Origin of the sequence: Kitasatospora sp. NPDC089913 (assembly GCF_044748625.1) — a bacterium.
Classification (GTDB): domain Bacteria; phylum Actinomycetota; class Actinomycetes; order Streptomycetales; family Streptomycetaceae; genus Kitasatospora.
On sequence record NZ_JBIVGI010000023.1, the window covers coordinates 21811 to 46855 of the forward strand.

Annotated in this window: 21 protein-coding genes; 3 read left to right on the forward strand and 18 right to left on the reverse strand. The window is 74.5% G+C overall.

Annotated elements, in window-relative coordinates:
* Window positions 1–105 precede the first annotated feature (105 nt).
* Window positions 106–1437, forward strand: a complete 1332-nt coding sequence (locus tag ACIPYS_RS28860) for a YncE family protein (protein WP_400751407.1) — start codon at window positions 106–108, stop codon at window positions 1435–1437.
* A 23-nt stretch (window positions 1438–1460) separates the two neighbouring features.
* Here ACIPYS_RS28860 and ACIPYS_RS28865 read toward each other — a convergent pair whose 3' ends face one another.
* The 9 genes from ACIPYS_RS28865 to ACIPYS_RS28905 form a co-directional block, all read right to left on the reverse strand.
* Complete coding sequence (locus ACIPYS_RS28865; protein WP_400751410.1) at window positions 1461–4175, reverse strand: fumarate reductase/succinate dehydrogenase flavoprotein subunit; 2715 nt, start codon at window positions 4173–4175, stop codon at window positions 1461–1463.
* Window positions 4172–5044, reverse strand: coding sequence for an ABC transporter ATP-binding protein (locus ACIPYS_RS28870; protein ID WP_400751413.1), 873 nt, complete (start codon window positions 5042–5044; stop codon window positions 4172–4174). The genes ACIPYS_RS28865 and ACIPYS_RS28870 overlap by 4 nt, the downstream gene beginning before the upstream one ends.
* Window positions 5041–5826, reverse strand: a complete 786-nt coding sequence (locus ACIPYS_RS28875; RefSeq protein WP_400751654.1) for an ABC transporter permease — start codon at window positions 5824–5826, stop codon at window positions 5041–5043. Before ACIPYS_RS28875 ends, ACIPYS_RS28870 begins: the two co-directional genes overlap by 4 nt.
* Before the next feature lie 152 nt (window positions 5827–5978).
* Entirely contained in the window at window positions 5979–7403 is a 1425-nt protein-coding gene (locus ACIPYS_RS28880; protein WP_400751416.1) for an ABC transporter substrate-binding protein, read from the reverse strand.
* Between the two features lie 11 nt (window positions 7404–7414).
* Window positions 7415–7642 (reverse strand): ferredoxin family protein, encoded by a 228-nt coding sequence (locus ACIPYS_RS28885; protein WP_093864059.1) that lies wholly within the window; start codon window positions 7640–7642, stop codon window positions 7415–7417.
* 127 nt (window positions 7643–7769) lie between these two features.
* Window positions 7770–8522, reverse strand: coding sequence for a GntR family transcriptional regulator (locus tag ACIPYS_RS28890; protein WP_400751419.1), 753 nt, complete (start codon window positions 8520–8522; stop codon window positions 7770–7772).
* A 165-nt stretch (window positions 8523–8687) separates the two neighbouring features.
* Window positions 8688–9182, reverse strand: coding sequence for a hypothetical protein (locus tag ACIPYS_RS28895; RefSeq protein ID WP_093864057.1), 495 nt, complete (start codon window positions 9180–9182; stop codon window positions 8688–8690).
* Window positions 9183–9332: 150 nt separating this feature from the next.
* The gene (locus ACIPYS_RS28900; RefSeq protein ID WP_400751423.1) at window positions 9333–10589 is read right to left on the reverse strand and encodes a tetratricopeptide repeat protein; all 1257 of its coding nucleotides are present in this window, start codon (window positions 10587–10589) and stop codon (window positions 9333–9335) included.
* A gap of 228 nt (window positions 10590–10817) precedes the next feature.
* A complete protein-coding gene (locus tag ACIPYS_RS28905; protein WP_400751425.1) occupies window positions 10818–11303 on the reverse strand; it encodes an FBP domain-containing protein in 486 nt (161 codons plus the stop codon).
* Between the two features lie 71 nt (window positions 11304–11374).
* Between ACIPYS_RS28905 and ACIPYS_RS28910 the strand changes: the two genes are divergently transcribed.
* Window positions 11375–11944, forward strand: a complete 570-nt coding sequence (locus ACIPYS_RS28910) for a TetR/AcrR family transcriptional regulator (protein ID WP_400751657.1) — start codon at window positions 11375–11377, stop codon at window positions 11942–11944.
* A 79-nt stretch (window positions 11945–12023) separates the two neighbouring features.
* Here ACIPYS_RS28910 and ACIPYS_RS28915 read toward each other — a convergent pair whose 3' ends face one another.
* Window positions 12024–13016: a hypothetical protein gene (locus tag ACIPYS_RS28915; RefSeq protein ID WP_400751427.1), complete on the reverse strand. Its 993-nt coding sequence runs from the start codon at window positions 13014–13016 to the stop codon at window positions 12024–12026.
* 106 nt (window positions 13017–13122) lie between these two features.
* Window positions 13123–14043 carry an NAD-dependent epimerase/dehydratase family protein gene (locus ACIPYS_RS28920; protein WP_400751430.1) on the reverse strand — a complete coding sequence of 307 codons (921 nt, stop codon included), beginning with the start codon at window positions 14041–14043 and terminating at the stop codon, window positions 13123–13125.
* A 130-nt stretch (window positions 14044–14173) separates the two neighbouring features.
* On the opposite strand from ACIPYS_RS28920, the gene ACIPYS_RS28925 reads away from it, so the two are divergent.
* Window positions 14174–14905 carry a TetR/AcrR family transcriptional regulator gene (locus ACIPYS_RS28925; RefSeq protein ID WP_400751433.1) on the forward strand — a complete coding sequence of 244 codons (732 nt, stop codon included), beginning with the start codon at window positions 14174–14176 and terminating at the stop codon, window positions 14903–14905.
* Between the two features lie 154 nt (window positions 14906–15059).
* Here ACIPYS_RS28925 and ACIPYS_RS28930 read toward each other — a convergent pair whose 3' ends face one another.
* The 7 genes from ACIPYS_RS28930 to ACIPYS_RS28960 form a co-directional block, all read right to left on the reverse strand.
* Window positions 15060–17480, reverse strand: a complete 2421-nt coding sequence (locus tag ACIPYS_RS28930; protein WP_400751436.1) for an RICIN domain-containing protein — start codon at window positions 17478–17480, stop codon at window positions 15060–15062.
* Between the two features lie 43 nt (window positions 17481–17523).
* Entirely contained in the window at window positions 17524–18543 is a 1020-nt protein-coding gene (locus tag ACIPYS_RS28935) for a LacI family DNA-binding transcriptional regulator (RefSeq protein WP_093864050.1), read from the reverse strand.
* A 49-nt stretch (window positions 18544–18592) separates the two neighbouring features.
* The gene (locus tag ACIPYS_RS28940; protein WP_400751440.1) at window positions 18593–20458 is read right to left on the reverse strand and encodes a glycoside hydrolase family 36 protein; all 1866 of its coding nucleotides are present in this window, start codon (window positions 20456–20458) and stop codon (window positions 18593–18595) included.
* 80 nt (window positions 20459–20538) lie between these two features.
* Window positions 20539–21387: a carbohydrate ABC transporter permease gene (locus ACIPYS_RS28945; RefSeq protein ID WP_400751443.1), complete on the reverse strand. Its 849-nt coding sequence runs from the start codon at window positions 21385–21387 to the stop codon at window positions 20539–20541.
* Window positions 21387–22328 carry a carbohydrate ABC transporter permease gene (locus ACIPYS_RS28950; RefSeq protein ID WP_093864047.1) on the reverse strand — a complete coding sequence of 314 codons (942 nt, stop codon included), beginning with the start codon at window positions 22326–22328 and terminating at the stop codon, window positions 21387–21389. Before ACIPYS_RS28950 ends, ACIPYS_RS28945 begins: the two co-directional genes overlap by 1 nt.
* On the reverse strand, window positions 22325–23692 hold the full coding sequence (locus ACIPYS_RS28955) for an ABC transporter substrate-binding protein (protein WP_400751447.1): 1368 nt from the start codon (window positions 23690–23692) through the stop codon (window positions 22325–22327). The genes ACIPYS_RS28950 and ACIPYS_RS28955 overlap by 4 nt, the downstream gene beginning before the upstream one ends.
* 259 nt (window positions 23693–23951) lie before the next feature.
* A complete protein-coding gene (locus tag ACIPYS_RS28960) occupies window positions 23952–24929 on the reverse strand; it encodes a GlxA family transcriptional regulator (protein WP_093864045.1) in 978 nt (325 codons plus the stop codon).
* Between the last annotated feature and the right edge of the window lie 116 nt (window positions 24930–25045).

Genomic DNA, 25045 nt, shown 5'->3' on the forward strand with positions numbered 1-25045 from the left:
CGAGGTCTTGCCAGGGCGGCCGGACCCTCCCTACCGTCGAGTAGCGCCCCGGTACCGGCGAACACCCGGGTACCGACCGAGCACCGCTTCTCCAAGGAGCCCTCGATGCCCCTCCCCCACCCCCGGCGCCCCCACCGCCTGCGGACCCTCCTCGGCATCGCGGCCGCGCTCGCCCTCGCCCTGCCGGCCGCCACCGCCACCGCCGGCGCGGCGGACCGGACCGCGGCGGACCGGACCGCGGCGGACGCGTCCCCGGCCGACCGGACCGGGTCGCCCCCTCCCGCCACCGCCCTGCGCGAGGTGATGTTCGTGGGCAACAACTGGGACGGCACCGCCGACGTCATCACCTCGCGCGGCGACCTGGCCCGGATCGCCCGGATCGACGTCGTCCCCGACAAGGACCGCCGCCTCGCCGAGATCTACCTCGACCCGATCAAGCTGGGCTACTTCCTCGGGATCAGGCTGGGCCCCGGCGAGGGCCACGACCAGTTCGTCGACGACATGTACTCCACCCCGGACGGCACGGCCGTCGTCGTCTCCCGGCCGAGCTTCGCCGACGTGGTGTCGATCGATCTCGCCAGCGGACGGATCAACTGGCGCTTCCCGGTCGCGGGCTACCGGTCCGACCACATGGCGCTCTCGCCCGACGGCACCCGGGTCGTGGTCTCCGCCTCCACCGCCAACACCGTGCACGTCCTCGACATCGCCACCGGCCGCCAACTCGGCTCGTTCCGGACCGGCGACAAGCCGCACGAGAACCTCTTCACCGACGGCGGCCGGTCCATCTGGAACATGTCGATCGGCGACGTCACCACCGCCCTCGACGCCCCTTGGCTGGACTGGACCAAGGGCGACCGCCGGATCACCGTGGCCGACGCGACGACCTTCCGCACCGTCCGGGTGATCGACATGCGGGAGCGGCTGGACGCCTTCGGCCGCCCCGACCTGTCCGACGCCGTCCGGCCCGCCGCGTTCAGCCCGGACGGCTCGACGCTGTACTTCCAGGTCTCCTTCTTCAACGGCCTGGTGGAGTACGACGTCGCCGCCGACCGGATCACCCGGATCAGCACCCTCCCCACCAACCCCGCGACCGACGAGGACCGCACCACCTGGGTCAACGACTCCCGCCACCACGGTCTGGCGATGAGCCCCGCCGGGGACCGGCTCTGCGTCGCGGGCACCGTGGACGACTACGCCACCGTCGTCGACCGGGCGACCCTCCGGGAAGGGCCGCTGGTGCCCGCCGTCAAGCCCTACTGGGCGACCGTCAACGGCGACGGGACGTCCTGCGTCGTCTCCGAGGCCGGGGCCGACCGGGTCAGCGCCATCGACTTCGCCACCGGGCTGCGCACCTCCTCGGTCGACGTCGGCGACCACCCGCAACGCGTCCGGCTCGGCCACGTACCCGTCGGCTGGAGCGGCCCGGCGGCGCACTGACCGCCGGCCCCGCCCGCGAGCCGTCAAGCGCCCGCGGCCACCGGCCGGCGCGCGAGCGCGAGCCGCGCGTACGCGCGCACGTCCGCGTCGGAGTCCGCGAGCCGCTCGCGCAGCGCCGCCGCCACCACGGGCTCGCCCGACCGGGACGCGAGGGCGCGCACCGCGGCCTTCCGCACATCGGCCTCCCGGTCGTCCAGCAGGGCCAGCAGCGGCGGCAGTTCGCCCGCGACCGCGAGCGCGGCAGCCGCCGCCCGGCGGATCCGCCAGGACCCGGCCGCGGTCGCGCCGACGGCGACGGCGACGGCGGCCAGCTCCGGCGGGCAGCCGATCCCGGCGGCCCCGGTGAGGGCGGCCGCCCGCACCAGCGGATCCGGGTCGGCGGCGAGCGCCACCAGGGCGGGGCCGCCCGAGGGGTCGCCGACGGTGCCGATCCCCTCCGCCACCGCCACCCGGACCTCCCGGGCCGGGTCCCCGGCGGCGCCCGCCAGCGCGGCGGCGTCGTCCAGCGCGACCAGGCCGCGCACGGCCTGGAGCCGCACCGGCACGGCGGCGTCGGCCAGGGCCCCGGCGAACCGCCGGGCGGTGCCGGTCCGCAGCACCCGGGCGAGTTCCAGCGCCCCGGCCCGGACCACCGGGTCGGGCGAGTCCGCGCCGAGGTCGAGGGCGGGGCCGAGCTCAGGCCCGTCCAGCACCTCGGCGAGTTCGCGCAGTCCGGCGACGGCAGCCGCCCGGACCGGACCGTCGGTGTCCGTCAGGGCCCGGGCGAGGGCGGGGCCGGTACCGGGCGGGGCGTGCTCGGTCAGCACGGTGAGCGCGGTGCGGCGCACCTCGGCCGCCGGGTCGGCCAGGAAGCCGGCCAGCCGGTCGACGGTCGGCCGCCCCTCGGCGACCCGCAGCAGGTCGAGCAGCCGGGGCGAGGCCGGTGACGTGGCGACGGCGGGGGCGGCCCCGGCGGCCCGGACCGGGGCGGCGGTGCCGGGGGCGCGGCCGACCGGCTCCGGGTGGACCTCGCCCAGCAGGGTCACCGGGAGCGCCGGCGGTTCCAGGCCCTCCACGGGGACGAGGTAGGGGTGGACGGGGCGGGTGAGGAACTCCATCGCGCCGTCGGCGTTCCGGCGCAGGTTGAGGTGGCTGAACCAGCGTTCGTCGTCCCGTCCGGGGTGGTCGGTGCGCTGGTGGTACAGGCCCCAGCGGCTCTCGGTGCGGGCGAGCGAGGAGCGCGCGGCCATCTCGGCGCAGTCCCGGATGAAGTCGACCTCGACGGCGCGCATCAGCTCGTGCGGGGTCCGGGCGCCCATCGCCGCGATCTCCCCGCGCATCCGGTCGAGGTGGTCGAGCACCAGGGAGAGCCGCGCGCCGGTCTTCGGCGGGGCGATGTAGTCGTTGACGAAGCGCCGGAGCTTGTACTCGACCTGGGCCTGCGGCGGCCCGTCGGGGTTGCGCAGCGGCCGGTACACCAGGGCGTGGGCGGCCTCGATCTGGTCCTGCGGCAGGTCGGCGTGCCCGGCCGGCAGGTGGGTGGCGGCGTGGGTGCCCGCGAGGTCGCCGAAGACGAAGGCGCCGATCATGTAGTTGTGCGGGACGCAGGCGAGGTCCCCGGCGGCGTAGAGCCCGGGGACGGTGGTGGCGGCGTTCTCGTCGACCTGGACGCCGGAGGCGGAGTGTCCGCCGCACAGGCCGATCTCGGAGATGTGCATCTCGATGTCGTGGGTCCGGTAGTCGTGCCCGCGCCCGGCGTGGAAGGTGCCGCGGGTGGGGCGCTCGGTGGTGTGCAGGATGGATTCGAGCGCCTGCACGGTCTCCTCCGGCAGGTGGGTGGTGCGCAGGAACACCGGGCCCCGGTCGGAGGCGACCTCGTCGGCGAACTCCGCCATCATCCGGCCGGACCAGTAGTCGGAGTCGACGAACCGCTCCCCGTGCCGGTTCACCTGGTAGCCGCCGAAGGGGTTGGCCACGTAGGCGCACGCGGGGCCGTTGTAGTCCTTGATCAGCGGGTTGATCTGGAAGCACTCGATGCCGCTCAGCTCCGCGCCGGCGTGGTAGGCCATGGCGTAGCCGTCGCCGGCGTTGGTGGGGTTCTCGTAGGTGCCGTAGAGGTAACCGCTGGCGGGCAGGCCGAGGCGGCCGCACGGCCCGGTGGCGAGGACGACGGCTCCGGCGGAGACGGTGACGAACCCGCCGGTCCGGGTGTCGAACCCGGCGGCGCCCACCGCCCGCCCGTCGGCGGTGAGCACCCGCACGGGCATCACCCGGTTCTCGATGGTGATCCGCTCGCGCAGCCGGCGTTCCCGCAGCACCCGGTAGAGCACCTTCTTGACGTCCTTGCCCTCCGGCATGGGCAGCACGTAGCTGCCGGAGCGGTGGACCTGGCGCACCAGGTACTCGCCGTGCTCGTCCTTCTCGAACTTCACCCCGTAGCCCTCCAGGCGCCGGACCATGGCGAAGCCCCGGGTGGCGGTCTGCCGGACGGTGCGCTGGTCGACGATGCCGTCGTTGGCGCGGGTGATCTCGGCGACGTAGTCGTCCGGGTCGGCGCGACCGGGGACGACGGCGTTGTTGACGCCGTCCATGCCCATGGCGAGGGCGCCGGAGTGGCGGACGTGGGCCTTCTCCAGCAGCAGGACGCGCGCCCCGGCCTCGGCCGCGCTGATCGCGGCCATCGAGCCGGCGGTGCCGCCGCCGACCACCAGGACGTCGCAGCTCAGCTGCCGGGTGTCGGCGAGGTCGGGGATCCTCATCGGGGGCCTTTCTCGGGCGGGGTCGGGGCGGGACCGGCGAGTTGTTCCGGCGCTTGCCCGGGCGGGGTCGGGGCGGGACCGGCGGGCTTTTCCGGCGCTTGCCCGGGCAGGGTCGCGGCGGCGCCCGCGAGTTGTTCCAGCAGGAGGCCGCGCAGCGCGCGGACGGCCGGGGCGGTGCGGGCCGCCGGGTCGGTGCGGGCGGCGGGCCCACGGGGGTGGGGGACGTCGTGGACGGCGGCGAGGGTGCCCCCGCCGAGGACGGCGACCCGGTCGCCGAGCAGCAGGGCCTCGTCGACGTCGTGGGTGACGAGGACGACGGTGCAGCCCTCGCGCTCGCGGACGGTCAGCAGCAGTCGCTGCATCCCGGCTCGGGTCCCGGCGTCGAGGGCGCCGAACGGTTCGTCCATCAGGACGGCGCGGGGCGCTCCGACCAGGGCGCGGGCGAGCTGGACGCGCTGGCGCTGGCCGCCGGACAGCTCGCGCGGCAAGCGGCGTTCGAGCCCGTCCAGGCCGACCAGCCGGATCCACTCGGCGACCGGGGCGCGCCGTCGGGCCCTCGGCGTGCGCCGGACGGCCAGCGGGAGTTCGACGTTGCGCCGCACCGTGCGCCAGGGCAGCAGGCCGTCCTCCTGGAAGACCAGCGCCCGTTCGGCGTCCGGTCCGCGCAGCGGCCGTCCGTCGGCGAGGAGTTCGCCGCCGGCCGGCGGCAGCAGGCCGGCCAGGGCGCGCAGCAGGGTGGACTTGCCGCCGCCGGACGGGCCGAGCACGGTGAGGAGTTCGCCCGGGGCCACGTCGAGGTCGACGCCGTCGAGCACGGGGTGTCCGGGGTGGCCGAGCCGCAGGCCCCTGGCGGTCAGTCGCAGGCTCATGTCCGCACCTCCGTGGGGCCGGGTCCCGGGGCGACGGCCGCGGGGGCGGTGGGCCCGGTCGGGGGCAGCCAGGCGGTGAGCCGGCGGCCGAGGAGTTCGACGGCGCCGGAGGTGACCCGGCCCAGCAGCCCGATCGTCACCATGCCGACGAACACGCCCGGGTAGTCGAGCACGGTGTAGGCGGACCAGGTCCGGTAGCCGACGCCGAACTGGCCGGAGACCATCTCGGCGGAGATGACGCAGATCCAGGCGACGCCGAGCCCGACCGACAGGCCGCCGGCGACCCCGGGCAGGGCACCCGGCAGGACGACGCTCCACAGCACCCGGGCCCGGCCCGCGCCCATGGTGCGCACGGCCTCCTCCCACAGCGGGGGGACGGCCCGGACGGCGTGCCGGGTGGCGACCAGGACGGGGAAGAAGGCCGCGGTGCCGGTGATGAAGACGATGCCCTGCTCGTTCTCGGGGAAGAGCATGATCGCGACCGGGACCAGTGCGATGGCCGGGATCGGGCGGACCAGTTCGAGCACCGGGCCGAGCAGGTCGGCCGCCCAGCGGGAACGGGCGGTCAGCACCCCGGCGGCGACCCCGAGCAGGGCGGCCAGCAGGAATCCGCAGCCGATCCGCCGCAGGCTGTCGGCGAGGTCGTGCCAGTACTCGGCGGTGCCGATGCGGAGGACCAGCGCCCGGCCGACCTCGACGGCGGTCGGCAGCTGGTCGAAGCGCAGCCAGAACCGGACGTTCCGGGCGGTCAGCAGTTGCCAGATCCCGGCGAAGGCGAGCAGGGCGAGCCCCTGCCGGGTCCGCCGGGCGGCCCGGCCGGACCGGGCACCGCCCCCGGACGGGCTCGCGGCGGGAACGGCGAGGGGCCCGTCCGGAGTGCCGGCGGGCCCGGCGGACGGCGCGGCGGCCGCCCGGGGGGCCTGCGGTGGCGCGGTCACGCGGCCTCCAGGGCTTCCCGGTAGGAGATCCGCCGCGCGTCCGGGTGCGCCGCCAGGTATCCGGCGGCGCCCTCCTCGGTGGTGAAGGGCAGCAGCGCGTCGCCGTCGCGCACCCACTGGTCCTTGTCGGCGAACCAGCGGGTCCCGGTGGCGGCGTCGGGCACGTAGGCGGCGCGGGCCTTGCGGCCGGGCGCCTTCAGGGCGCGCAGCAGGCAGCGGGGGTCGGCGGCCGGGTGGGTGGTGTCCTCGCCCTCGTACCAGATCTCACCGGCCAGCCGGGGGTCCGTGACGGGACGGCCGCAGACCTCGTCGGTGCCGGTGATCCGGGCCGGCGGGACGGCGGGGAGCGCGGCCCGCTCCTGGTAGGACGGATCGACGAAGCGCTCGACGTCGAGGGCTTTGAGCACGCCCACCGAGCGCAGGAAGGGCACGTCCGCGCGCAGGGCGTCCAGCAGTTCCCGGTCCAGCGGGGTGGCGAAGGTGGCGATGCCGTTGGGGCCGTTGTAGAGGTGCACGACCTCGGGCGGCAGGCCGGTGGCGTCGGCGACCTTGCGGCTCGCGTCCAGGGGGTGTTCGTTCAGGTACCGGGTCGCGTCGGCCTGGGCCTGGAGGAAGGCCCGGACGACGGCGGGGTGTTCGGTGCCGTAGGCCTGGCGGATCACCACGCCGTGCAGGGTGGGGCGGCCGAGCGCGGCGCCGTCGTAGAGCAGCCGGCCCTCGCCGGCGAAGACCACGGCGCCGGGCCAGGCGACGAACTGGGCCAGTGCGTCGACGCTGCCGGCCTTGAGCGCGGAGGCGCCGACGGCGGGCTGCTGGTTCTGCTTCTGGATCTCGCCCTCCGCCACGCCCGCCCGGGCGAGCGCCTGGACCAGGGTGCCGTCGGCGGCGGAGCCGACCGAGGTCGACACCTTGCGGCCCTTGAGGTCGGCCAGCGTGTGCGCGGGCGAACCGGTGGGCACCACGACGGAGTTGAGCGCGCCGAGCAGGTTGTAGCCGGTGACGGAGACCAGCCGGGTGCCGGGTCCGCCGGCGTCCTGGGCGCGGGAGCCGTTGATGAGCAGCGGGTAGTCGCCCATCGAGCCGATGTCGATCTTGCCGGCGAGCATCTGGGCGGTGATCGGCGCCCCGGAGTCGTAGTCCTGCCAGCTGACCCGGTACGTGCGGCCGTCGGTGCGGCCCTGTTCGGCGAGGCGCTGTTCGAGGTAGCCCTGGACCCGCAGCAGGGTGCCGGCGGTCACGGTGTTGATGGTCTTCGACTGGTAGCCGACGACCACCTCGACCGTCCCGGCGTCGGCGGAGGCGGCGGAGCAGGCGGTCGCGGCCGTCAGCGAGGCGGCGGCGAGCAGCGCCGCCGCGACCCGCCGCGGCCGGGCGGCGGTTCCGGCGGCGGTGCTGACCTCGGCTCTGGTGTTGGAAGGCATCCGGCAGCACCTCAGCGAATCAGATAGGGCATGTTGACGGTGACCGCGCCGGTGGGGCAGCGGGCGGCGCAGGGGCCGCAGTACCAGCACTCGTCCACGTGCATGTAGGCCTTGCCGCTCTCCGGGTCGATGGCCAGGGAGTCCAGCGGGCACATCTCCACGCAGAGGGTGCAGCCGTCGATGCACAGGGAGGCGTCGACGGTCACGGGCACGTCGGTACGGTGGTCGGCGAGTGCCATGGGCTTCCTCGGGGTCGGGGTCGGGGCGCGCCGGGGGCGCGCCGACGGGGTGTCGCGCGGTGGAACGGGCGGTGGGCGGGCGACAGGGCGGTCGGTAGGGCGGGCGGTGGGACGGGCGGGGCAGCGCTCAGGGGATGTCGCGCAGCAGGCTGCCCTGCATGGTGATGCGGTCGCCGCGGAAGCGGACGTACTCAAGGTCGACGGGCCGCCCGTCGGACAGCGAGGTGAGGCGTTCCAGCATCAGCAGCGCCGATCCGCGCGGCACTTCGAGCATCGCGGCGGAGTGCGCGTCGGCGTTGACCGCCTCCAGGGTGATGTCCGCGCGGCCCAGCGACCGCCCGGTGACCTGCTCGATCAGGCCGAAGATGTCCTGGTCCACCAGGGCCTCGGCGGTCAGTTCGGCACCGATGTCCGGGGCCAGATAGGTCAGGTCGAGCGAGAGCGGCAGCCCGTTCAGCCGCCGGAGCCGCTCGACGTAGACCACGTCGGCGCCCTCCGGCAGTCCGAGGCGGCGGGCCACCGGGCCGGGTGCGCGGACCGGGCCGAAGGAGCGGACCTCGTTCACCACCTCGCCGTGCTCGTGCAGGGTCTCGGCGAGGCCCTGGAGTCGGTTCAGCCCGTGCGGGACCTTCTCCGCCACGACGAGCGTGCCGGAGCCGGGCACCCGGCGCACCAGCCCCTCGCCGCGCAGCAGGTCCAGCGCCTCCCGGACGGTGTTGCGGGAGGCACCGAACTCCTCCGCGAGTTCGTCCTCGCGGGGCAGCGCGCCGTCCGCGAACGCCTCGCCGAGCACCTGCCGGCGCAGCACGTCGGCCACCTGCCGGGCACGGTCGGCGCGCAGCCGGCGGGAGCCGGTGCGGGTCGGGTTCTCGCTGGTCATCGGTGCTGCTCCGGGGCCGGGGACGGGTTCGGCGAGAACCATAGAGCGGCGGCGGCCGGTTTTTCGTTGCCACCGCATTACGCCACCTGACGCACCGTGGAGGCCCCGCTCCACCTGCACGAACGCCCGCCCGGGCGGGCGAACTGCCACCCGGGCGGGGGCCGGTCAGCCGTCGTACCGCCGGTAGCCGGCCGTGCCGTGCAGCACCGCTCCGGCGGCCCGGGCCGTCTCCAGGCTGCGGGTCAGCAGTTCGGCGCCGGCCGCCGGGTCCAGGTCCATCAGGCCGGGCGGCCAGGTGCCGGGCGGGACGACCAGCACCACGACGGCACGCCGTCCGGCGGCGGCGGTCAGCCAGCCGGGCGAGGCCAGGACCTCGGAAGCCGGTTCCCAGGCCTGCCGCCCGCCCACCATGACCAGCCGGACCAGGGCACTGCCCGCCAGCTCCACCACGGCGGTGGTGGCGGGCGGCTCCCCCGCGGCCAGCACGAACCCGCTGTCCACCGCGTTGTCGACGAAGGCCGCGAACAGGGCGGGGCCGATCTCCACGATCAGTTCGGCGAAGGGCGGTCCGAGCTCGACCGCCCGCACCGCCAGCGCCCACACCATCGGCACCGAGCCACCGTCGCCCGGGCCGTCCGTCTCGTCCGCGTCGTCCGCCATGCCCGGTCCAACGAGCCGGCCGCCGATCCGACGCGGCCCCGCCCGGGTGGTCGGACGGGGCCGGACGGGCGGGGCGGAACAGTCGGGCCTGGTGGAACAGCGCGGACCGGGCGGAACATCGCGGACGGACGGACGGGCGGGACGGAACGGTCAGGGCGCGTCCCCCCGCGGTACGGCCGCGCGCAGCCGGCTCTCGAGGGCGACGACCTCCGCGAGCGAGGACGCGTAGAGGGCCGGGATCTCGGCCGCGAGGACGCGCATCAGCGCGACCGCCTCCGTCGCCGCGGCCAGGCCGCCGGCCAGGTCGAGGCCGGCCTCGACCCGCACCCGGGCGTGGAACGCCAGTGCTACGGCCAGGTCGCCCCGCCGCGCCACCCGGTTGAGCGCGGCCTGCTCGCGCATCATCGCGACCGCCCTGGTGGTGACCTCGGCGGCCTCCCGGAACCGCCCCAGGTCGGCGAGCGCCGCCGCGTGCAGGGACAGCGAGTCGGCGAACAGCCCGCCGTGGACCCCGGGTTCGGTCCGCTCCAGCTCCTCCAGGATGGCGACCGCCTCCGCCACGGCGGCCAGCGACTCGGCCCGGCCGTTGTGCATCCGGGCCGCGTTGCCCAGCGCCATCGCGAGGTCACGGCGGTGGACCGCCGGATTGGCCGCGGCCAGCCGGCGGTAGAGCGCCACCGCCTCCTGGATGCTCCTGAGCGCCCGGCGGTGCTGGTTGCGCGCCGACTGACGACGGGCCAGGTTGTTGACCGCCTGGGCGAGTCCGTGGGTGTGGTCGGCCTGGTCCGCCGCGACCAGTCGGCGGTAGAGGGACACCGAATCCTTGGTGACGTCCAGGGCCTCGGCGTGCCGGCCCAGCCGGGACAGCACCACGCCGAGCTGGCTGAGCGCGTTGGCGAGCTGCGGCCGGAAGGAGTGGTCCGCACGGGCGAGCTGCCGGTGCAGGTCGACGGACTCCCGGGTCACGGCGACCGCCTCCTGCGGGCGGCCGAGGCCCCACAGCGCGGTGCCGAGGCCGAGCAGGGTGGCGCCGAGCGGCGCGGTGAACGGCGCCGTCACGGCCTGCCCGCGCCCCAGGTCGACCGCCTCGGAGGCGGTGCTCAGGCACTCGTCCCAGCGGCCCAGTTTGGACAGCGCCTCGCAGCGGAGCACCAGGACGTAGGCGAGTACGGCCGCCGTCTCCCGGTCCGCGGGGCGGCTGCCGCCGGTGCGCCCCCGCAGGAGTACGGCCGTCTCCTCGGTCGCCGTCAGGGCTTCCTCGTAGCGGCCGGCGAGCACCAGCCGGGCGCACCGTTCGAAGGCGGCCGGTACGGTGCCGGACGGCGCGGCGTGATCGGACGGCGCGGTGGCGTCGGACGGTACGTCCTGCGGTGCTGGCTGCTCGGTGCCCGGTATCTCCTCGGACATGGCCCTCCCTGGCTCCGGGAGCGGCCGCCGGGTGGCCGAACCGCCGCTCACTGAAGGGAACTGACGGTTCGTCGCGTCACCGCCGGGCAGGCCCGGCGGTCCCCTCAGTATGCCCGGCCGGGCCGCCCCCGTACCGCCGAACGGCCGACTCCGACGATCGGCGCGCACCGGTGCGGGGCGGCGCCGGAGAAGGTCACGCCGACGCCCCGGCAACGGCGCCGGGGCGGGTCACGCGGTCACCTTGGCGAGGAAGGCGGCGAGGTTGGCGATCGTGCGCCCGATCTTCTCCTCCAGCGTGAGCGACTCGTGCAGCTTGGTGCCGACCTCCTTCTTGCCGCGCACGTACAGCGAGCAGGCGAGGTCGGAGCACATGTACGCCCCGACCGAGTTGCCCTGCTTGCCGGCCTTCCCGGCGCGGGCCGCCACCAGCAGCGAGACGCCCCCGGTGTGCGTGGTGACGCACAGCGAGCAGAGGCTGCGGCGGGCCTGCCAGGAGGCGGCGCCGGAGGAGCGCAGCGCGACCGCCACCGTGCGGCCGTCGATCACGGCGGCGAGGTAGGCCCGGTCGGGGGCCTGCGGGTCGCGCCAGCCGAGGAAGTCCAGGTCCTCCCAGGGCTGCTCGGCCAGGTCGCGGGGGACGTTCAGACGCGAGGCCTCACCCTTGGTGCAGTTGACGAAGGCGGCGCGGATCTCGGGTTCGGTCAATGGCTTCATAGGAAGCAACGTAATTTACCTAGGCATCCTAGGCAAATGTATTATGGCCCCAGGTGAGCGAGAGGACGGGCATGGCACGGGTGGGACTGAACACCGAGCGGCTGACGGTGGCGGGGGCGGAGCTCGCCGACGAGGTCGGCTTCGACAAGGTGACCGTCTCCGCGCTCGCGCGGCGTTTCGGCGTCAAGGACGCGAGCCTCTACTCCCACGTCAAGAACTCCCAGGACCTCAAGACCAGGATCGCCCTGCTGGCCCTGGAGGAACTCGCCGACCGTGCCGCCGCCGCCCTGGCCGGCCGGGCCGGCAAGGACGCCCTGACGGCCTTCGCCGACGCCTACCGGGGCTACGCCCACGAGCACCCCGGCCGCTACGCCGCCGCGCAGCTGGACCTCGACCCGGAGACCGCCCGCACCAGTGCGGCCGTCCGCCACTCGCAGATGACCCGGGCCATCCTGCGCGGCTACCACCTCGCCGAGCCCGACGAGACGGACGCCGTCCGCCTGCTAGGCAGCACCTTCCACGGCTATGTCGCCCTCGAACGCTCCGGCGGGTTCCAGTACACCCCCCGCACCGCCGAGGACAGCTGGACCCGGATCCTGGACGCCCTCGACGCCCTGCTGCGGGCCTGGCCCACCGGCTGACCCTTCCGGCGGCCGACTGCCGGTCGCGCCGTCGTCGGACGCGCCGCCGCCGGGCGACCGGTCAGGCCGGTCAGGCCGGTCAGGACGGCTCCGGCGGCACACGGCGGCGGCGGGCGACCGCCACCGCGGACGCCACCGCGCCGACGGCCAGCAGGGCCGAGGCCGTCAGGGTCGCGCCGTCGGGACGGACGAGCGACTGGCCGCGCAGCGCCTGCCAGGTCAGTATCGCCAGCACGCCCGCGAAGGTCCCGCCCGCCACCAGGACCAGGCGCAGGCGCGTCCGTTCGTCGGCCAGCCACGGGAACCGGCGGGACAGGGCGGCCAGCAGCCAGGCGAAGAGCGGGACGGCCTGCAGCGCGTGCATGCCGACGAAGTGGGGGACGCGCAGGTCGCCGCCGGTACTGCTCCAGCCGGTGACGGCGATGCCGGGCGAGCCGTCGGCGACACCGACACCGTGCGCCCCCACCACGCCCACGGCGGCCCCGCCGCGCATCGCTTCGAGCTGGGCGGGCGTCGGACCGGTCATGAGGAAGCCGAGCGCCATGCCCACCACCGCGAGCAGCAGGCCGAGCCGGACGGACCAGGTCGCCGCACGGTCCCCGGTCCGCTCGCGGAACGACCTGGCCGCGATGCCGAGGTTCGCCAGCCACAGCGTGACGATCGAGGCGGCCATCACGAACCAGAGGCCGGCGTCCAGCGGCGTGGCGACGTTGAAGTGGCTCCGCCTGCCGCGGAGCACCTGGCCGACGATCACCACCGTCTCGATCGCGTTCGCGGCGACGATCACCGTCCCGAGCCACCGGACCCAGCGGGGGGTGGTGCGCGCCAGGGACAGCATCCACGCGAGGGTCACCGAATAGACCGCGATGGAGAGCGAGAACTTGAAGGGCTTCAGCCAGATCGGTTCGCCGACCAGGATCCGGTCGTCGACCGCGAGCCCGACGGCGGACACCAGGGCGAGGGCCGCCGTCGCGGCGGCGAGCAGGACCAGCGGGCGGTGCCAGTGGCGGATCGTCATCATTTCCTCGGTGGGCGGGCAGTGGGCGGACGGCACCGCGTCGCGCTGCGCCACGCCGTGCTCGGAGTCGATGCGGCGAACGCGGCTTCGGCCTTCTCCCGACCTCGCCGCAGGATCTGCACGGCCCGACGGACCGACGGCCGGAGCCGGGCAGCCGGCGCTACCGGCCCAGCCGTGCGCGCCACCACTCGACGGTCGCGCCCAGCGCCTCGTCGACCGGGGTCGGCGCCTCGCCGAAGGTCGCGGTGTACGCCCGGGAGTCGACCACGAACGGCCGGTCGAACTGGTACCGCACCTCCCGCAGTTCCCCGAGCATCGGGTTGACCAGACCGGCCAGGTGGAGCGGCCACCAGGGGATCCGGCCGACCCCGGCCGGCGGCAGATCCGCCAGCCGGCACAGCCGCCCGACCGCGTCCCGGATCGGCAGCGGCGGCGCGGTGGGAACGTGCCAGGCGCGCCCCCAGGCCCGCTCGTCGGCGCCGAGCCGTACGAGCGCGCGGGCGATGTCGGGCACATAGGTGAAGCTGTGCGGCGCGTCCGGGTCGCCCATCACCCTGACCGCACGGCCGGCCAGGAGCGCGGGCATCATCCGCTGGGCGAGGTGGCCGTTACCGGTGACGCCGGGCCCGAAGAAGTCCGAGGCCCGCGCCTCCGCGACACGGATCCGGCCCGCCCGGTGCCGGGCCAGCGCGTCGCGCCACATGCCGACGCGGACCCGGGCCTTGGGGCCGGCGCCCGCGAGCGGCAGGTCCTCCGTCATGGGGACGTCGACGGGACCGTAGCCGTACAGGTTGCCCGTCGTCACCAGTACCGAGCCGGCGGACTCCGCCGCGTCGAGGAGCGCGTTCGCGATCGGCGGCCAGTCGGTGGGCCACCGGTGGTACAGCGGGCTCGCGCAGTTGTAGATCACCTCGGCGCCCCTGACGGCCCGCCCGAGCGCCGCCGTGTCGGTGACGTCGAGCGCCGTGCTCCCGTCGCCGCCGGAACGGCTCACGAGGACGACCTCGTGCCCCTGTTCCTCGAGCAGTCGTGCCGTGGTGGCGCCGACCGGGCCCTTGCCGATGACGATGTGCCGTGCCATGGAGGTCCTCCTGGAGAGTTGAGAGAGCAGTGCTCTCTCTTCGGGGAGGAGTGTTCTCGAAGCGGCCGGGAGAAGTCAAGAGCAGTGCTCTCGATTGTGCGCACTGCTCTTGAATGAGAGACTGCACGGCATGACGGCATCGCAGACCGCGCGGCAACTGGCCCGCGCCGAGCTCACTCGCGCGATCAAGGAAGCCGCCACCCGCCAGCTCGCCGAGACCGGGGCGGCCGCGCTTTCGCTCCGCGCGGTGGCGCGTGACCTGGGCCTGGCCTCCTCGGCGCTGTACCGCTACTTCCCCAGCCGGGACGCGCTGCTCACCGCGCTGATCATCGACGCGTTCAACGCGATCGGCGAGGCCGCGGAGTCAGGGGCGGCGGCCGCCGCTCCCGCCGGTCCGGGCGGCCGGTGGCTCGCCGCGTGCCGCGCGGTCCGCGCGTGGGCCCTGCTCCACCCGCACGAGTTCGCCCTGGTCTACGGCTCGCCCGTCCCCGGCTACCAGGCCCCCACCGACACGGTCGACCCCGCCACCCGGGTCACCCGTCTGATGGCCGCTCTTGTCGTCGAGGCGCACGCCTCGGGCCTCCTGCGACCCCCCGCGCGGCCGCTCCCCGGGCCGAGACTCGTCGCCCAGCAGGTGCTCGACAGTGCGGGCGGCGCACCGGCCGCACCCTACGCGGACCTGGTGGAACGGTCGCTGACCCTGTGGGTCTCGCTGATCGGCACGATCAGCTTCGAGCTGTTCGGCCATCTGAACAAGGTGATCACGGACTGCCCGGCGTACTTCGACGCCGCCATGACCGTCGCGGCCGAGGCGATCGGGCTCGATCTCCTGCCGCCTCCCCCCGGCGGGCCCCCGTCCTGACCCGGGAGGCGGCCGGGCGCTACGGAGCCGGCGACGCGGACGAGGGCGGGCTCCACCCGGCGCAGGCCGGTGGAGCCCGCCCTCGTCCGCGGACCCTCGGGTTCCCGGCCGGGGCGCGGGCGTGGGGGAATCCCGCGCCCCGGCCGGGGGTCTGTCAGCCGGTGACCTCGACGACCGAGGTGCGACCGGCCGGGACGGTCACCGTGGCGTAGGTGTACACCGTTCCGTCGACCGTGACGGTGCGGGCGGTCTGCGCGGCGCCGTCGACGGTGATGCCGCTGTGGACGCCGGTGAACCGGGCGGTCCAGGTCAGACTGCCGGCGGCGGAGGTGTTGGTCAGCGTCGACCGGGTACCGCCGTCGTGGCGCAGGGTCACCGTGCCGGTGCCGACGGGGACGGAGCTCAGCTGCAGCCACCCCATGCCGGCGGGCAGGCCGGAGGCGGTGGTGAGCGCCCGGCCGGCGGCGTCGGGCTGGACGCCCAGCAGACCCTGGACGGTCTGGCCGAGCAGGGTGAAGGCGATCTCCGGGTAGTCGCCGTTCAGGAAGCGCCCGGTGCTGTGCAGGGCGCCGGCCCGGTCGTAGACGTAACGCATCCACTTCCAGCCGTTGTCGGGCTGGTTGTGGGCGAAGAAGACGTCGGGCAGGTAGGTGGCGGCCTCCAGGTTCTCCGGCGCGCCGCTGCCGGAGGCCTGGGCGTCGATCCAGGCCAGGTAGTCGTTCTGCCGGGCACCCGGGTCCATGATCCCCTTGAGCGGGACGAACCAGGAGTTCTCCTTGCCCCAGTCGCTGTACGCGGTGCCGTTGACGTCGTAGGCGCGCACCACCCGGCCGGGGTTCGCCGGGTCCACGCTCCAGGTGGAGTTGAAGTAGGACTTCAGGGTGGCTGCCTTGGTGGTCAGCCCGGCGGCCGTGGCGGTGTCGCCCTTGGCGGTGGCCAGCGCGGCGGCGGACAGGTAGGCGCGGTACTGGGAGGCGATGGCGTCGCCGGACTCGGCGAGCGTGGCACCGTTCTCGTTGTAGCTGGCGACGCCCTGGAAGATGTCGCCGCTGGTGGCCTGGGCGACGGGGACGGAGCCGTTGTCGATCGGACCGGTGTGGCCGGTGATGTACGGACCCACGGTGCTCGCGACGAAGCCGGACATCGCCGGATCGTTCAGGTAGTCGGTGTCACCGGTCCAGCGGTACGCCTCGTCGATCTTCTGCGCCAGCTCGAACGCGGCGGGGAGCTCGCGGACGAACGAGGTCGGGCTGTGGTAGTCGATCGACAGCGGGGTCTTCGCGTCGAAGTTGACCGCCCAGTACGGCATGTGGTCCGGGGCGCCGGCCGCCGAGGAGGCGAAGGAGCGGAGCATCGTCTTGGTGGCCCCGTCGAGGCCGAGCAGGTGGGCGCCGACCACCTGGTGGGCGAAGTCCCGCGAGTAGAAGGCGGAGCGGTACGGGTAGCCGGCCCAGTAGGAGGCGGCCTGGACGCCCTGGCCGCTGCCGCCGGTGTTGCCCTCGTCCGCGTTGAGCGGACCGGTGGCGCCGGGCTGCGAGCTGAACGCGTTCGCCTTGGCCCGGGCCCACTCGAACATCGCCGTGACGGTGGCGTCGGAGGAGGTGATCCGCGGCGCGTTGGGGGCGGCGGGGGCCACGGTGACGTCGTCGACGTTGACCCAGCCGCCGGGCGCCGAGTCGACGGCCACGGTGACGGTGTCGCCCGCCGCCACCCGCACGCCGGACACCGTGTACTGGGCGTAGACGCGCTGCGAGGGGATCGTCACCGTGCCCGCGGTGGCGCCGTTGACCTGCACGGTCAGGGTGCCGCCGGCCGCGCCGGAGGCGATCCAGGCGCCGATGTCGTAACCGCCGGCCTGCGGCGCGGTGGTGCTCCGGCTGATCCGGTAGCCGGTGCCGGCGTCCAGGTAGGCGGCCCGCGAGCCGCGGTGCGCGTTGTTCCCGGCGGTGCCGGTGTGGGGGCCGAACGTCCAGCCGCTGCCGTTCTGTTCGAAGCCCGGGTCGCCGAACACCAGCGGGTCGGCCCGGGTCAGCAGCCACTGCTGATTGACGCCGCCGTGGCAGGTGTACTGCTGGATCCGCGCGTTCGGCGTGGGGGTGCCGTTCGGCAGGTCGAGGCAGAGCGCGCTGTTGGCGGGGTGGACCAGGAAGGCGCCGTTCGCCGCGCTCTCCAGGGTGAACTGCTCGTTGGCCGAGTCGTCGCAGGCGTACTCGATCAGCGCCGCGCCGGGGGCGGTGGAGGCGCCCTCGACGTTGAGGCAGGACTGCGGGGCGGAGCGGTCGGCTATCCGGTAGCCGCCGCGGCCGTTGGGGGTGAACTGCCAGCGCTGGCCGAGGAGGCCCTGGCAGGGCTGCTGCACGACCGGGGTGCGGTCGGTGCCGGCGGCCCACAGACCGCCCAGGCACTGGCCGCCGGCAACGGACGCGACGGTGTAGGCGGCTCCGGCGGCCACCGGCTCACCGGCGGCACGGGCCGCGCCGGCGGGGAGCAGGGTCAGGGCACTCGCGGCGAGGGAGACCAGGCCCAGGTGGGCGTGGACGCGGGGCGCGCTGCGACGGGGAACGGGGTGGGGCAACGTATCCTCCGACATCGTTGTGGAAGGGGCGCCCCCGGCGGCCTCAGGCAGGCGGCCGTCGGGGGTGGTGGGGGGCGGTCGTGCCGCGCACGACCACCTCCGGCTGGAACATCAGTTCGCCGACCGGGACCTGGTGGCCCGACAGCAGACCGACCAGGGCCCGGGCGACCTCGGCGGCCAGCCGGTCGACGGGCTGGCGCACCGTGGTCAGTGGGGGATCGGTGAACTCCATCAGGGGGCCGTCGTCGTAGCCGATCACGGAGACGTCCTCGGGGACGGACAGGCCCTGCCGGCGGATCGCCCGGATCGCGCCGAGCGCCATCTGGTCGCTGGCGGCGACGATCCCGGTGACGCCTCGGGCGAGCAGCTGCTCGGCGGCGAACTGGCCGCCCTCGACCGAGTAGGTCTGGTGCACCACGAGCTGCTCGTCCTCGCCGAGGCCGAGCGCCGTCATCGCGGCCCGGTAGCCGGCCACCCTCCGGTCGGTGGGGCGGTTGCCGACCGGTCCGGCCGCCATCGCGATCCGGCGGTGGCCGAGCCCGTGCAGATGGCGCACCGACAGCTCGGCCGCGTAGGCGTCGTCGGTGGAGAAGGCGACCGAGGGGCTGTCCTCGAACCGGCCGTTGATGCAGACATAGGGGACGGGACGGTGTTCCAGCAGCTGGAGCACCTCGGGGTCGAAGTTCTCCAGGGTGTTGCTGGCGGAGCAGAACACTATTCCGCTGGCGCCGAGGTCCAGCAGGGACTTCAGGAAGTCCCGCTCCTGGACGCCGCCCGGCAGCGCCGGGCAGACCACGGCCCGCAGGCCGTGCGGGGCCAGCGCGAGGCCGATCCGCTCCGCCATCGCGCCGAAGATCGGGATCGACAGCCCCGGGGTGATCACCCCGACGATGCCGCCGGAGGCGGTGCCGCGCTCGTAGCCGACCTCTTCCATGGCGCGCTCGACCAGCTGACGGGTCTTCTGCGAGACGCCGGCCTTGCGGTTGAGCACCCGACTGACGGTGGCCACGCTGACACCGGCGTGCTGCGCGACCTCGGTGATCCCGATTTTCTCGTGCTCCACTTCCCTGCCCCCAATGCGTTGATCGTTTGGCCGGTCGGCCGTAACTATGTCATCCCGTGGCCTCGGTGACGTCGCACAGACCGCCGGCCGGGACGGCGACCGAGTGCAGGCCCGCCGCGAGGTCCAGCAGCAGCTCGGGACCGGGGCGGCCGGCCGCGTCGTGGGGCTGGATGCGGACCCTGCGGGCGGGCCCCCCGACCTCCAGCAGCAGCCGGCCGGCGGTCGAGGCGTTCACCAGGGTGAGGTCGCGCCAGAGGCCGGTGGGCAGGGTGACCGGTCGCTCGTCGTAGGCGGTGACCACCCACTGCTCCCCGTGCCGGGCGGTGACCTGCGGGTACAGCTCGTCCGGACGGCCGGGCTCGTAGTGGCCGCCGGTCAGGGCGGGTGCGAGCCGGCGCCAGGTGGCCAGCCAGAACGCCAGCGCCTCCCGGTGCGCGGCGGGGAGTCCGGTGAGCCGGGCGGAGATCTGCGGCACCGAGTGGAGCGCGCCGTGGACCTGCCGGGCGAGCACCTCGGGCGGGCCCTGCGGGTCCCACATCAGCATGTCGGAGTGGACGGCGCCGCCGGGGGCGAGCATGGCGATGTCCAGGGTGCGGACCCGGTTGGCCACCGCGTCGGCCGGGCAGTCGATCGCGCGCAGCAGATTGCCGTAGGCGGTCATCGCCGGGCCGGTGTAGCGCTGGCGCAGCTCGATCACGAACTCGTCGCCCCGCAGCTCCCGGAGCTCCTCGCGGAGCAGGCCGAGCAGCAGGGCCATCGCCTCGCCGACGTCGGCGACGAAGCCCGGGCCGGCGTCCTCGGGCACGGGGGCCGCGCCGTAGGCCACGGCCTCGTCCAGGAAGTCGATCTTCAGCCCGTCCAGGCCGTAGTCGGCGACGGCGTCGCGGCAGACCCGGACGACGTGCTCGCGGACCTCGGCGTGGCGCGGGTCGAGGATCCGGCAGTCCAGCCGGTGCACGTAGTGCGGGGCGTACCGGGCCCAGTCGCGGTGGGCCTCGGCCCGCGCCCCGAGCAGCAGCGGGGCGATCCAGGCGGTGTAGCGCAGGCCGGCCGCCCGGACGGTCTCGACGTGGGCGCGCAGGTCGGGGAACTTGACCGGGTCGGCGGTCCAGTCGCCGCAGCCCGCGTAGCCCCGGCCGTCGCCGTGCCGCTGCCAGCCGTCGTCCAGGAAGAGCTGCCCGCAGCCGAGTTCGGCCGCGAGCACGGCCTCCCGCTCGACCCCGGCGGCGGTCACGTCCTGGGCGAAGGCGTACCAGGTGGAGTACACCGGGGTGCGGCCGAAGTCGGGCGTGGGCATCGGGGCGCCGCCGGGCAGGGCGGCGAACCACTCCCGCAGGTCGCGCAGGGCGGCGGCCAGGGTCGCGCCGGGCGCGGCGAGCCGCAGCCGGAAGCTCTCCCCCGCGGCCAGCGGGAAGCGCAGCCAGACGCCGAAGCGCTTGTGCTCCTCGCTGACGCCGAACCGGACGGCGGTCTGGCGGACGGTGCGGTCGGCCGCGAAGGCGAGCAGGGTGCGCCCGGCGGTGTCGTACAGGCAGCCCACCGGGGCGGAGTCCACCAGGGAGACCGGGCGCCAGGGCGACCAGTCGGCGGGCAGGGTGCGCTCCCAGCCGGCGTTGGGGTGCCAGAAGCCGGCCGCGTCGCCGAGCGGGACGTCCAGGCGGACGGTCACCTCGGTGTCGGCGGTGGCGGTGATCCCGGCGCTGTTCCAGGCGGTGTCGTCGGCGCCGTGGGCCGTGGTGTCCGTGGCGTCGGCCCCGGTGGCCGTGGTGTCGGCCCCGTGGGCCGTCTCGACGGTGCCGGGCGTGGCCTGGACGGTGATCCGGGCGCCCTGCAACAGCAGTTCGTGCGCACCGCCCTCCCACTGGTCCGGGGTGAAGGTGGGCAGCGCGGCGAGGTCGATGGAGCCGGTCTGCACGGCGGGCCTCTCTCGGGTCGGGGTCGGGGCGGGGACGGGAGTACTACCGGGGGTGCCGGTGCCGGGCGCTGCGGTGGTCGTCACTGCTTGACGGCCCCGGCGAGCATCCCGGAGACGAAGTGCTTCTGCAGGAACAGGAAGAGCACGGCCATCGGGACCGCCGCGACGGCGGTGCCGGTGAGCAGCTGGCCGTAGTCGACGTCGGAGCTGCCGGTGAGCGCCGCCAGGGCGACCGGGATGGTGTACGAGGCGGGGTCGCGCAGCGCGATCAGCGGCCACAGGAAGTCGTTCCACTGGAACAGGAACAGGAACATGGCGAGCGCCGCGAGCGCCGGACGCATGGTCGGCAGGGCGATCCGCAGGAAGAGCCGCAGCTCGCCGCAGCCGTCGATCCGGCCGGCCTGGAGCAGTTCGTCCGGCAGCGAGCCCATCGACTGGCGCATCAGGAAGATGCCGAACGGCAGCGCCAGGTTGGGCAGCAGCACGGCCTGGTAGGTGTTGAGCCAGTCCAGGTTCACCATCATCTTGAACAGCGGGACGATGGTGAGCTGGGTCGGCACCACCAGGGCGAGCAGCAGCACGGAGAACATCAGGCCCTGGCCGCGGAAGCGGAACTTGGCGAAGCCGTAGCCGGCCAGGGTGCAGACGATCCCGCCGAGCACGGTGTAGGTGACCGACAGCATCAGGGAGTTGAGCACCACCCGGCCGAAGCCGACGGACTCCTCCAGGTGGCCGAGGTTGGTGCCCAGCTCGCCGCCCGGCAGCAGCTGCGGCGGTCGGCCGAAGATGTCGTGCGAGGTGTGGGTGGAGGCGATCGCGAGCCAGTACAGCGGGGCGACCGTGAACGCGAGCAGCGCGAGCATCCCGGCGGTGAGCAGCACCTGGCCGCGTCGGGACGCGCGGAACGCGGGGCTGGTGGTGGCCGGCATCAGTCCTCCTCCTTGGCGAGCTTGACCTGGACGAGGCCGAACAGCGAGATGATCAGGACCAGCGCGTAGCCGATGGCGGACGCGTAGCCGAAGTCGAAGTACCGGAAGCCGGTCTGGTACAGGTACACGCCGATGGTGGTGGTGGCGTTGTCGGGGCCGCCGCCGGTCATGATGAACGGCTCGTCGAACAGCTGCAGGGTGCCGATGGTGGACAGCACCACGGTCAGCAGCAGGGCGGGGCGCAGGCCGGGCAGGGTCACGTGCCAGAACCGGCGCAGCGGGCCGGCGCCGTCGACGGCGGCGGCCTCGTGGTGCTCGGCCGGGATCGACTGGAGCCGGGCGAGGTAGATGACCGCGTTGTAGCCGGTGTAGTGCCAGGTCAGCGCGAGCATGATGGACACCCGGGCCCAGAACGGGTCGTTGAGCCAGTGCACCTCGGGCAGACCGACCAGCTGGAGCAGCCAGTTGACGGCGCCGGAGTCCTGGTTGAGCAGGGCTCCCATCATCAGGCCGTAGGTGACCAGGCCGGTCACCACCGGCAGGAAGAATCCCAGCCGGAACAGCGGCTTCCAGCGCAGCAGCGCCGAGTTGAGCGCCACGGCCAGGCCCAGTGCGAGCGCGAGCATGACCGGGACCTGGACCACCAGGATCAGCGCGGTGTTGCCGAGGGCCTTCCAGAACAGCGGGTCGTGCAGCAGCCGTTCGTAGTTGCCGAGGCCGGTCCAGGTCTGGGTGGTGCCCTCGGTCCGGTACAGGCTGAGGACGAAGGACCACACCACCGGGTAGAGCCGGAAGGCGGCGAAGAGCGCGAGGGCGGGGAGGACGAAGAGGTACGGCGCCAGGCGGGCGCCGCCGCCCCGGCCCGCCCGCCGGCGGGCCGGGGCGGCGGCGGGTCCGGGGTGGGGTCCGGCTCCCGCCCTCGCCGGTGCGGCGGTCGTCATGCCTGGGCCCTCAGGGTCTGCTGGACGAGCTGGTCGGCGGCGGCGCGCAGCACGGTCGCCGGGTCGGCGCCCTGGAGCAGGACCTTGGTCTGGGCGTCGCAGACGACCTTCAGCGCCCGGGCGTAGTCGGCGGTGTAGTTGGTCGGCACGGATGGCTTGGAGAGCTCCTCCAGGAGCACCTCGGCGTACTTCTGGCCGCCGAAGAAGGCGCTCTCGGTGTGGAAGGCCGGGTCGTCGTAGGCCTTGAGCAGGGCCGGGAAGATGCCCTTGTTCTGGTAGATCGGGACCTGGGACTCGGGGCGGGTGAGGGCGAACTCGGCGAAGGCGAACGCCGCCCGCTGGTTCTTGCTGGATCCGGCGACGGCCAGGTGGGTGGAGTTGACGATCGCGGAGCGCGAGCCGCCGGGGGTGACGGCCGGCGGGAGCATCAGGCGCCAGTTGCCGCTCTGGTCGGCGGCGAGGGACTCCATGTAGCCGCCGTACCAGGCGGGGTTGGGGCAGACGGCGACCTCGCCGGCCTTGACCGCGGAGTCGTAGCCCGGCGCGCCGGGCGAGCCCTGGACGTCGAGCAGCAGCCCGGCGTCGTTCATCTCCTTGATCAGGGTGAGCGCCCGGACGGCCTCCGGCGAGTTGATGGTGATCTTGCCGTCGATGTTGAAGTAGAAGGTGCCCTGGAGCTGGAGCAGCAGCTGGAACAGGTTGGCCGAGTCGGCCTGCGAGGCCGAGCGGTCCACGGCCAGCAGCGCGGTGCCGGTGGCCTCCTTGACCTTCTTGCCCGCGGCTATGACGTCGTCCCAGGTGGCGAGCGAGGCGGCGTCGACGCCGGCCTTCTGGAAGAGGTCGGAGCGGTAGAAGAAGCCGCTCGCGTTGGCCTCCCACGGCAGGGCGTAGACCTTGGACTGGCGGGAGACGGTCTGCCACAGGCCCGGCGCGAAGGCGGTGGAGTACTTGTCGGCGCCCAGTGCGCCGAGGTCCGCGAGGCCGCCGGGGAACTTCTCGATGTAGCCGGGCAGGTAGTCGACGCCGATGTGCAGGACGTCGGCGAGGCCCTGGCCGCCGGCGGCCATGGCGATGGTGATCTTGTCCCAGATCGCCGGGTTGCCGATGTCCTGGACGGTCACCTTGACCTTGGGGTGGACGGCGTTGAAGGCCGGGACCAGGGCCTTGAGCTCGGCCGCCGGGTTCTTCCAGCTCCACACGGTGACCGAGCCGGACAGCTCGCCGGAACCGCCGGAGTCTCCCCCGCCGGAGTCCGAACCGCCGCACGCGGCCAGGACCGAACCCCCGCCGGCGGCCACCGCGGCCGCGCCGATCCCCTTGAGGAATCCGCGCCGGCTCGGCCCGCCCACGATTCTGCCACTCATGTCCGGAGCTCCTTCGCTCTGCTCGGGACCGCGCCGCACACGGCGGTCCCGACCGACTGCGACGCACCACCGATCGGTGCCGCCGCCGTTCCGCTGATCGCGGGAACGGGAGTGAATCTAGCCAGCCCATGGAGGGTTAACAACAGTTTTCGAAAGTTTTTCGTCGTGCAGAGCGAAAACGTTACAACGTGACGACGGAGCCCGGTCCGGACATGCCGAAGCCCGTGCCGCCGGTGGTCGGCGGCACGGGCTTCGCAGGTCAGCGCGGTGGGAGCCGGGTGGTGCCGAACCGTCGGCGGTAGTCGGAGGGGGTGGTGCCGAGGTGGTGGGCGAAGGCCCGGCGCAGGCTCTCGTCACTGCCCAGACCGCTGCGCCGGGCGGCCGCGGTGACACCGAGACCGTCCAGCAGCAGCTGCTGGGCGCGCTCCAGTCGCACCCGCTCGACCCAGCGGGCCGGGGTGGTACCCAGCTCGGCCCGGAACAGCCGGGTCAGGTGACGGGTGCTGACCGCCGCGGCGGCGGCCATCGCGGGCAGGCCGTGGTCGGCCGCCGGGTCGGCCAGGACGGCATCGGTGACGGCACGCAGCGGCTCGCCCCGGACCGGCGGGCCCGCCGCGGCGGTGGCGAACTGGGACTGGCCGCCGGGGCGCCGCATGAACATCACGAGTTCGCGGGCGACGCCCCGGGCGGCGTCGGCGCCGTGGTCGTCCTCGACCAGGGCGAGGGCGAGGTCGATGCCCGCGGTGATGCCCGCGCTGGTGTGGAAGCGGCCGTCGCGCAGGTGCAGCGCGTCGGGCTCCACGCGCACCTCGGGGTGGCGCCGGGCCAGCGCGGCGGCGTGCCGCCAGTGGGTGGTGGCGCGGCGGCCGTCCAGCTGTCCCAGCGCGGCCGGGACGAAGGCGCCGCTGCAGACCGTGGCGACCCGGCGGGCCCGCGCGGTGAGCTCCCCGGCCGCGGCGAGGAGTTCCCGGCCGGGCCCCCGGGTGGCGAGGTGCTCGGCCCCGGCGATCACCAGGGTGTCCAGCGGGCCCGCGTCGGCCGGGGCGACGGTCCCGGCCAGGGCGACACCGTTGGCGGCGGTGACGGTGCCGCCCAGGGGCGAGACCAGGACGGTCGGGTACGGGTGACCGAGCGCACCGGCCTGGTGGAAGACCTCCAGCGGACCGCTGAGGTCGAGCAGGGTCAGCTCGTCGAACACGAGGAACGCGACCCGGCCGGCCGGGCCCCGCCCCGTCATGTCCGGATCCGTGGTGCAGAGGGCAGAAAGGACATGGCACCAGGCTACGCCGCCGCGCGAGAGTGGAGGAGTCCACCGAGGTGCCTTCGAAGCACCGAAGGTCCGGAAGTTCCCGA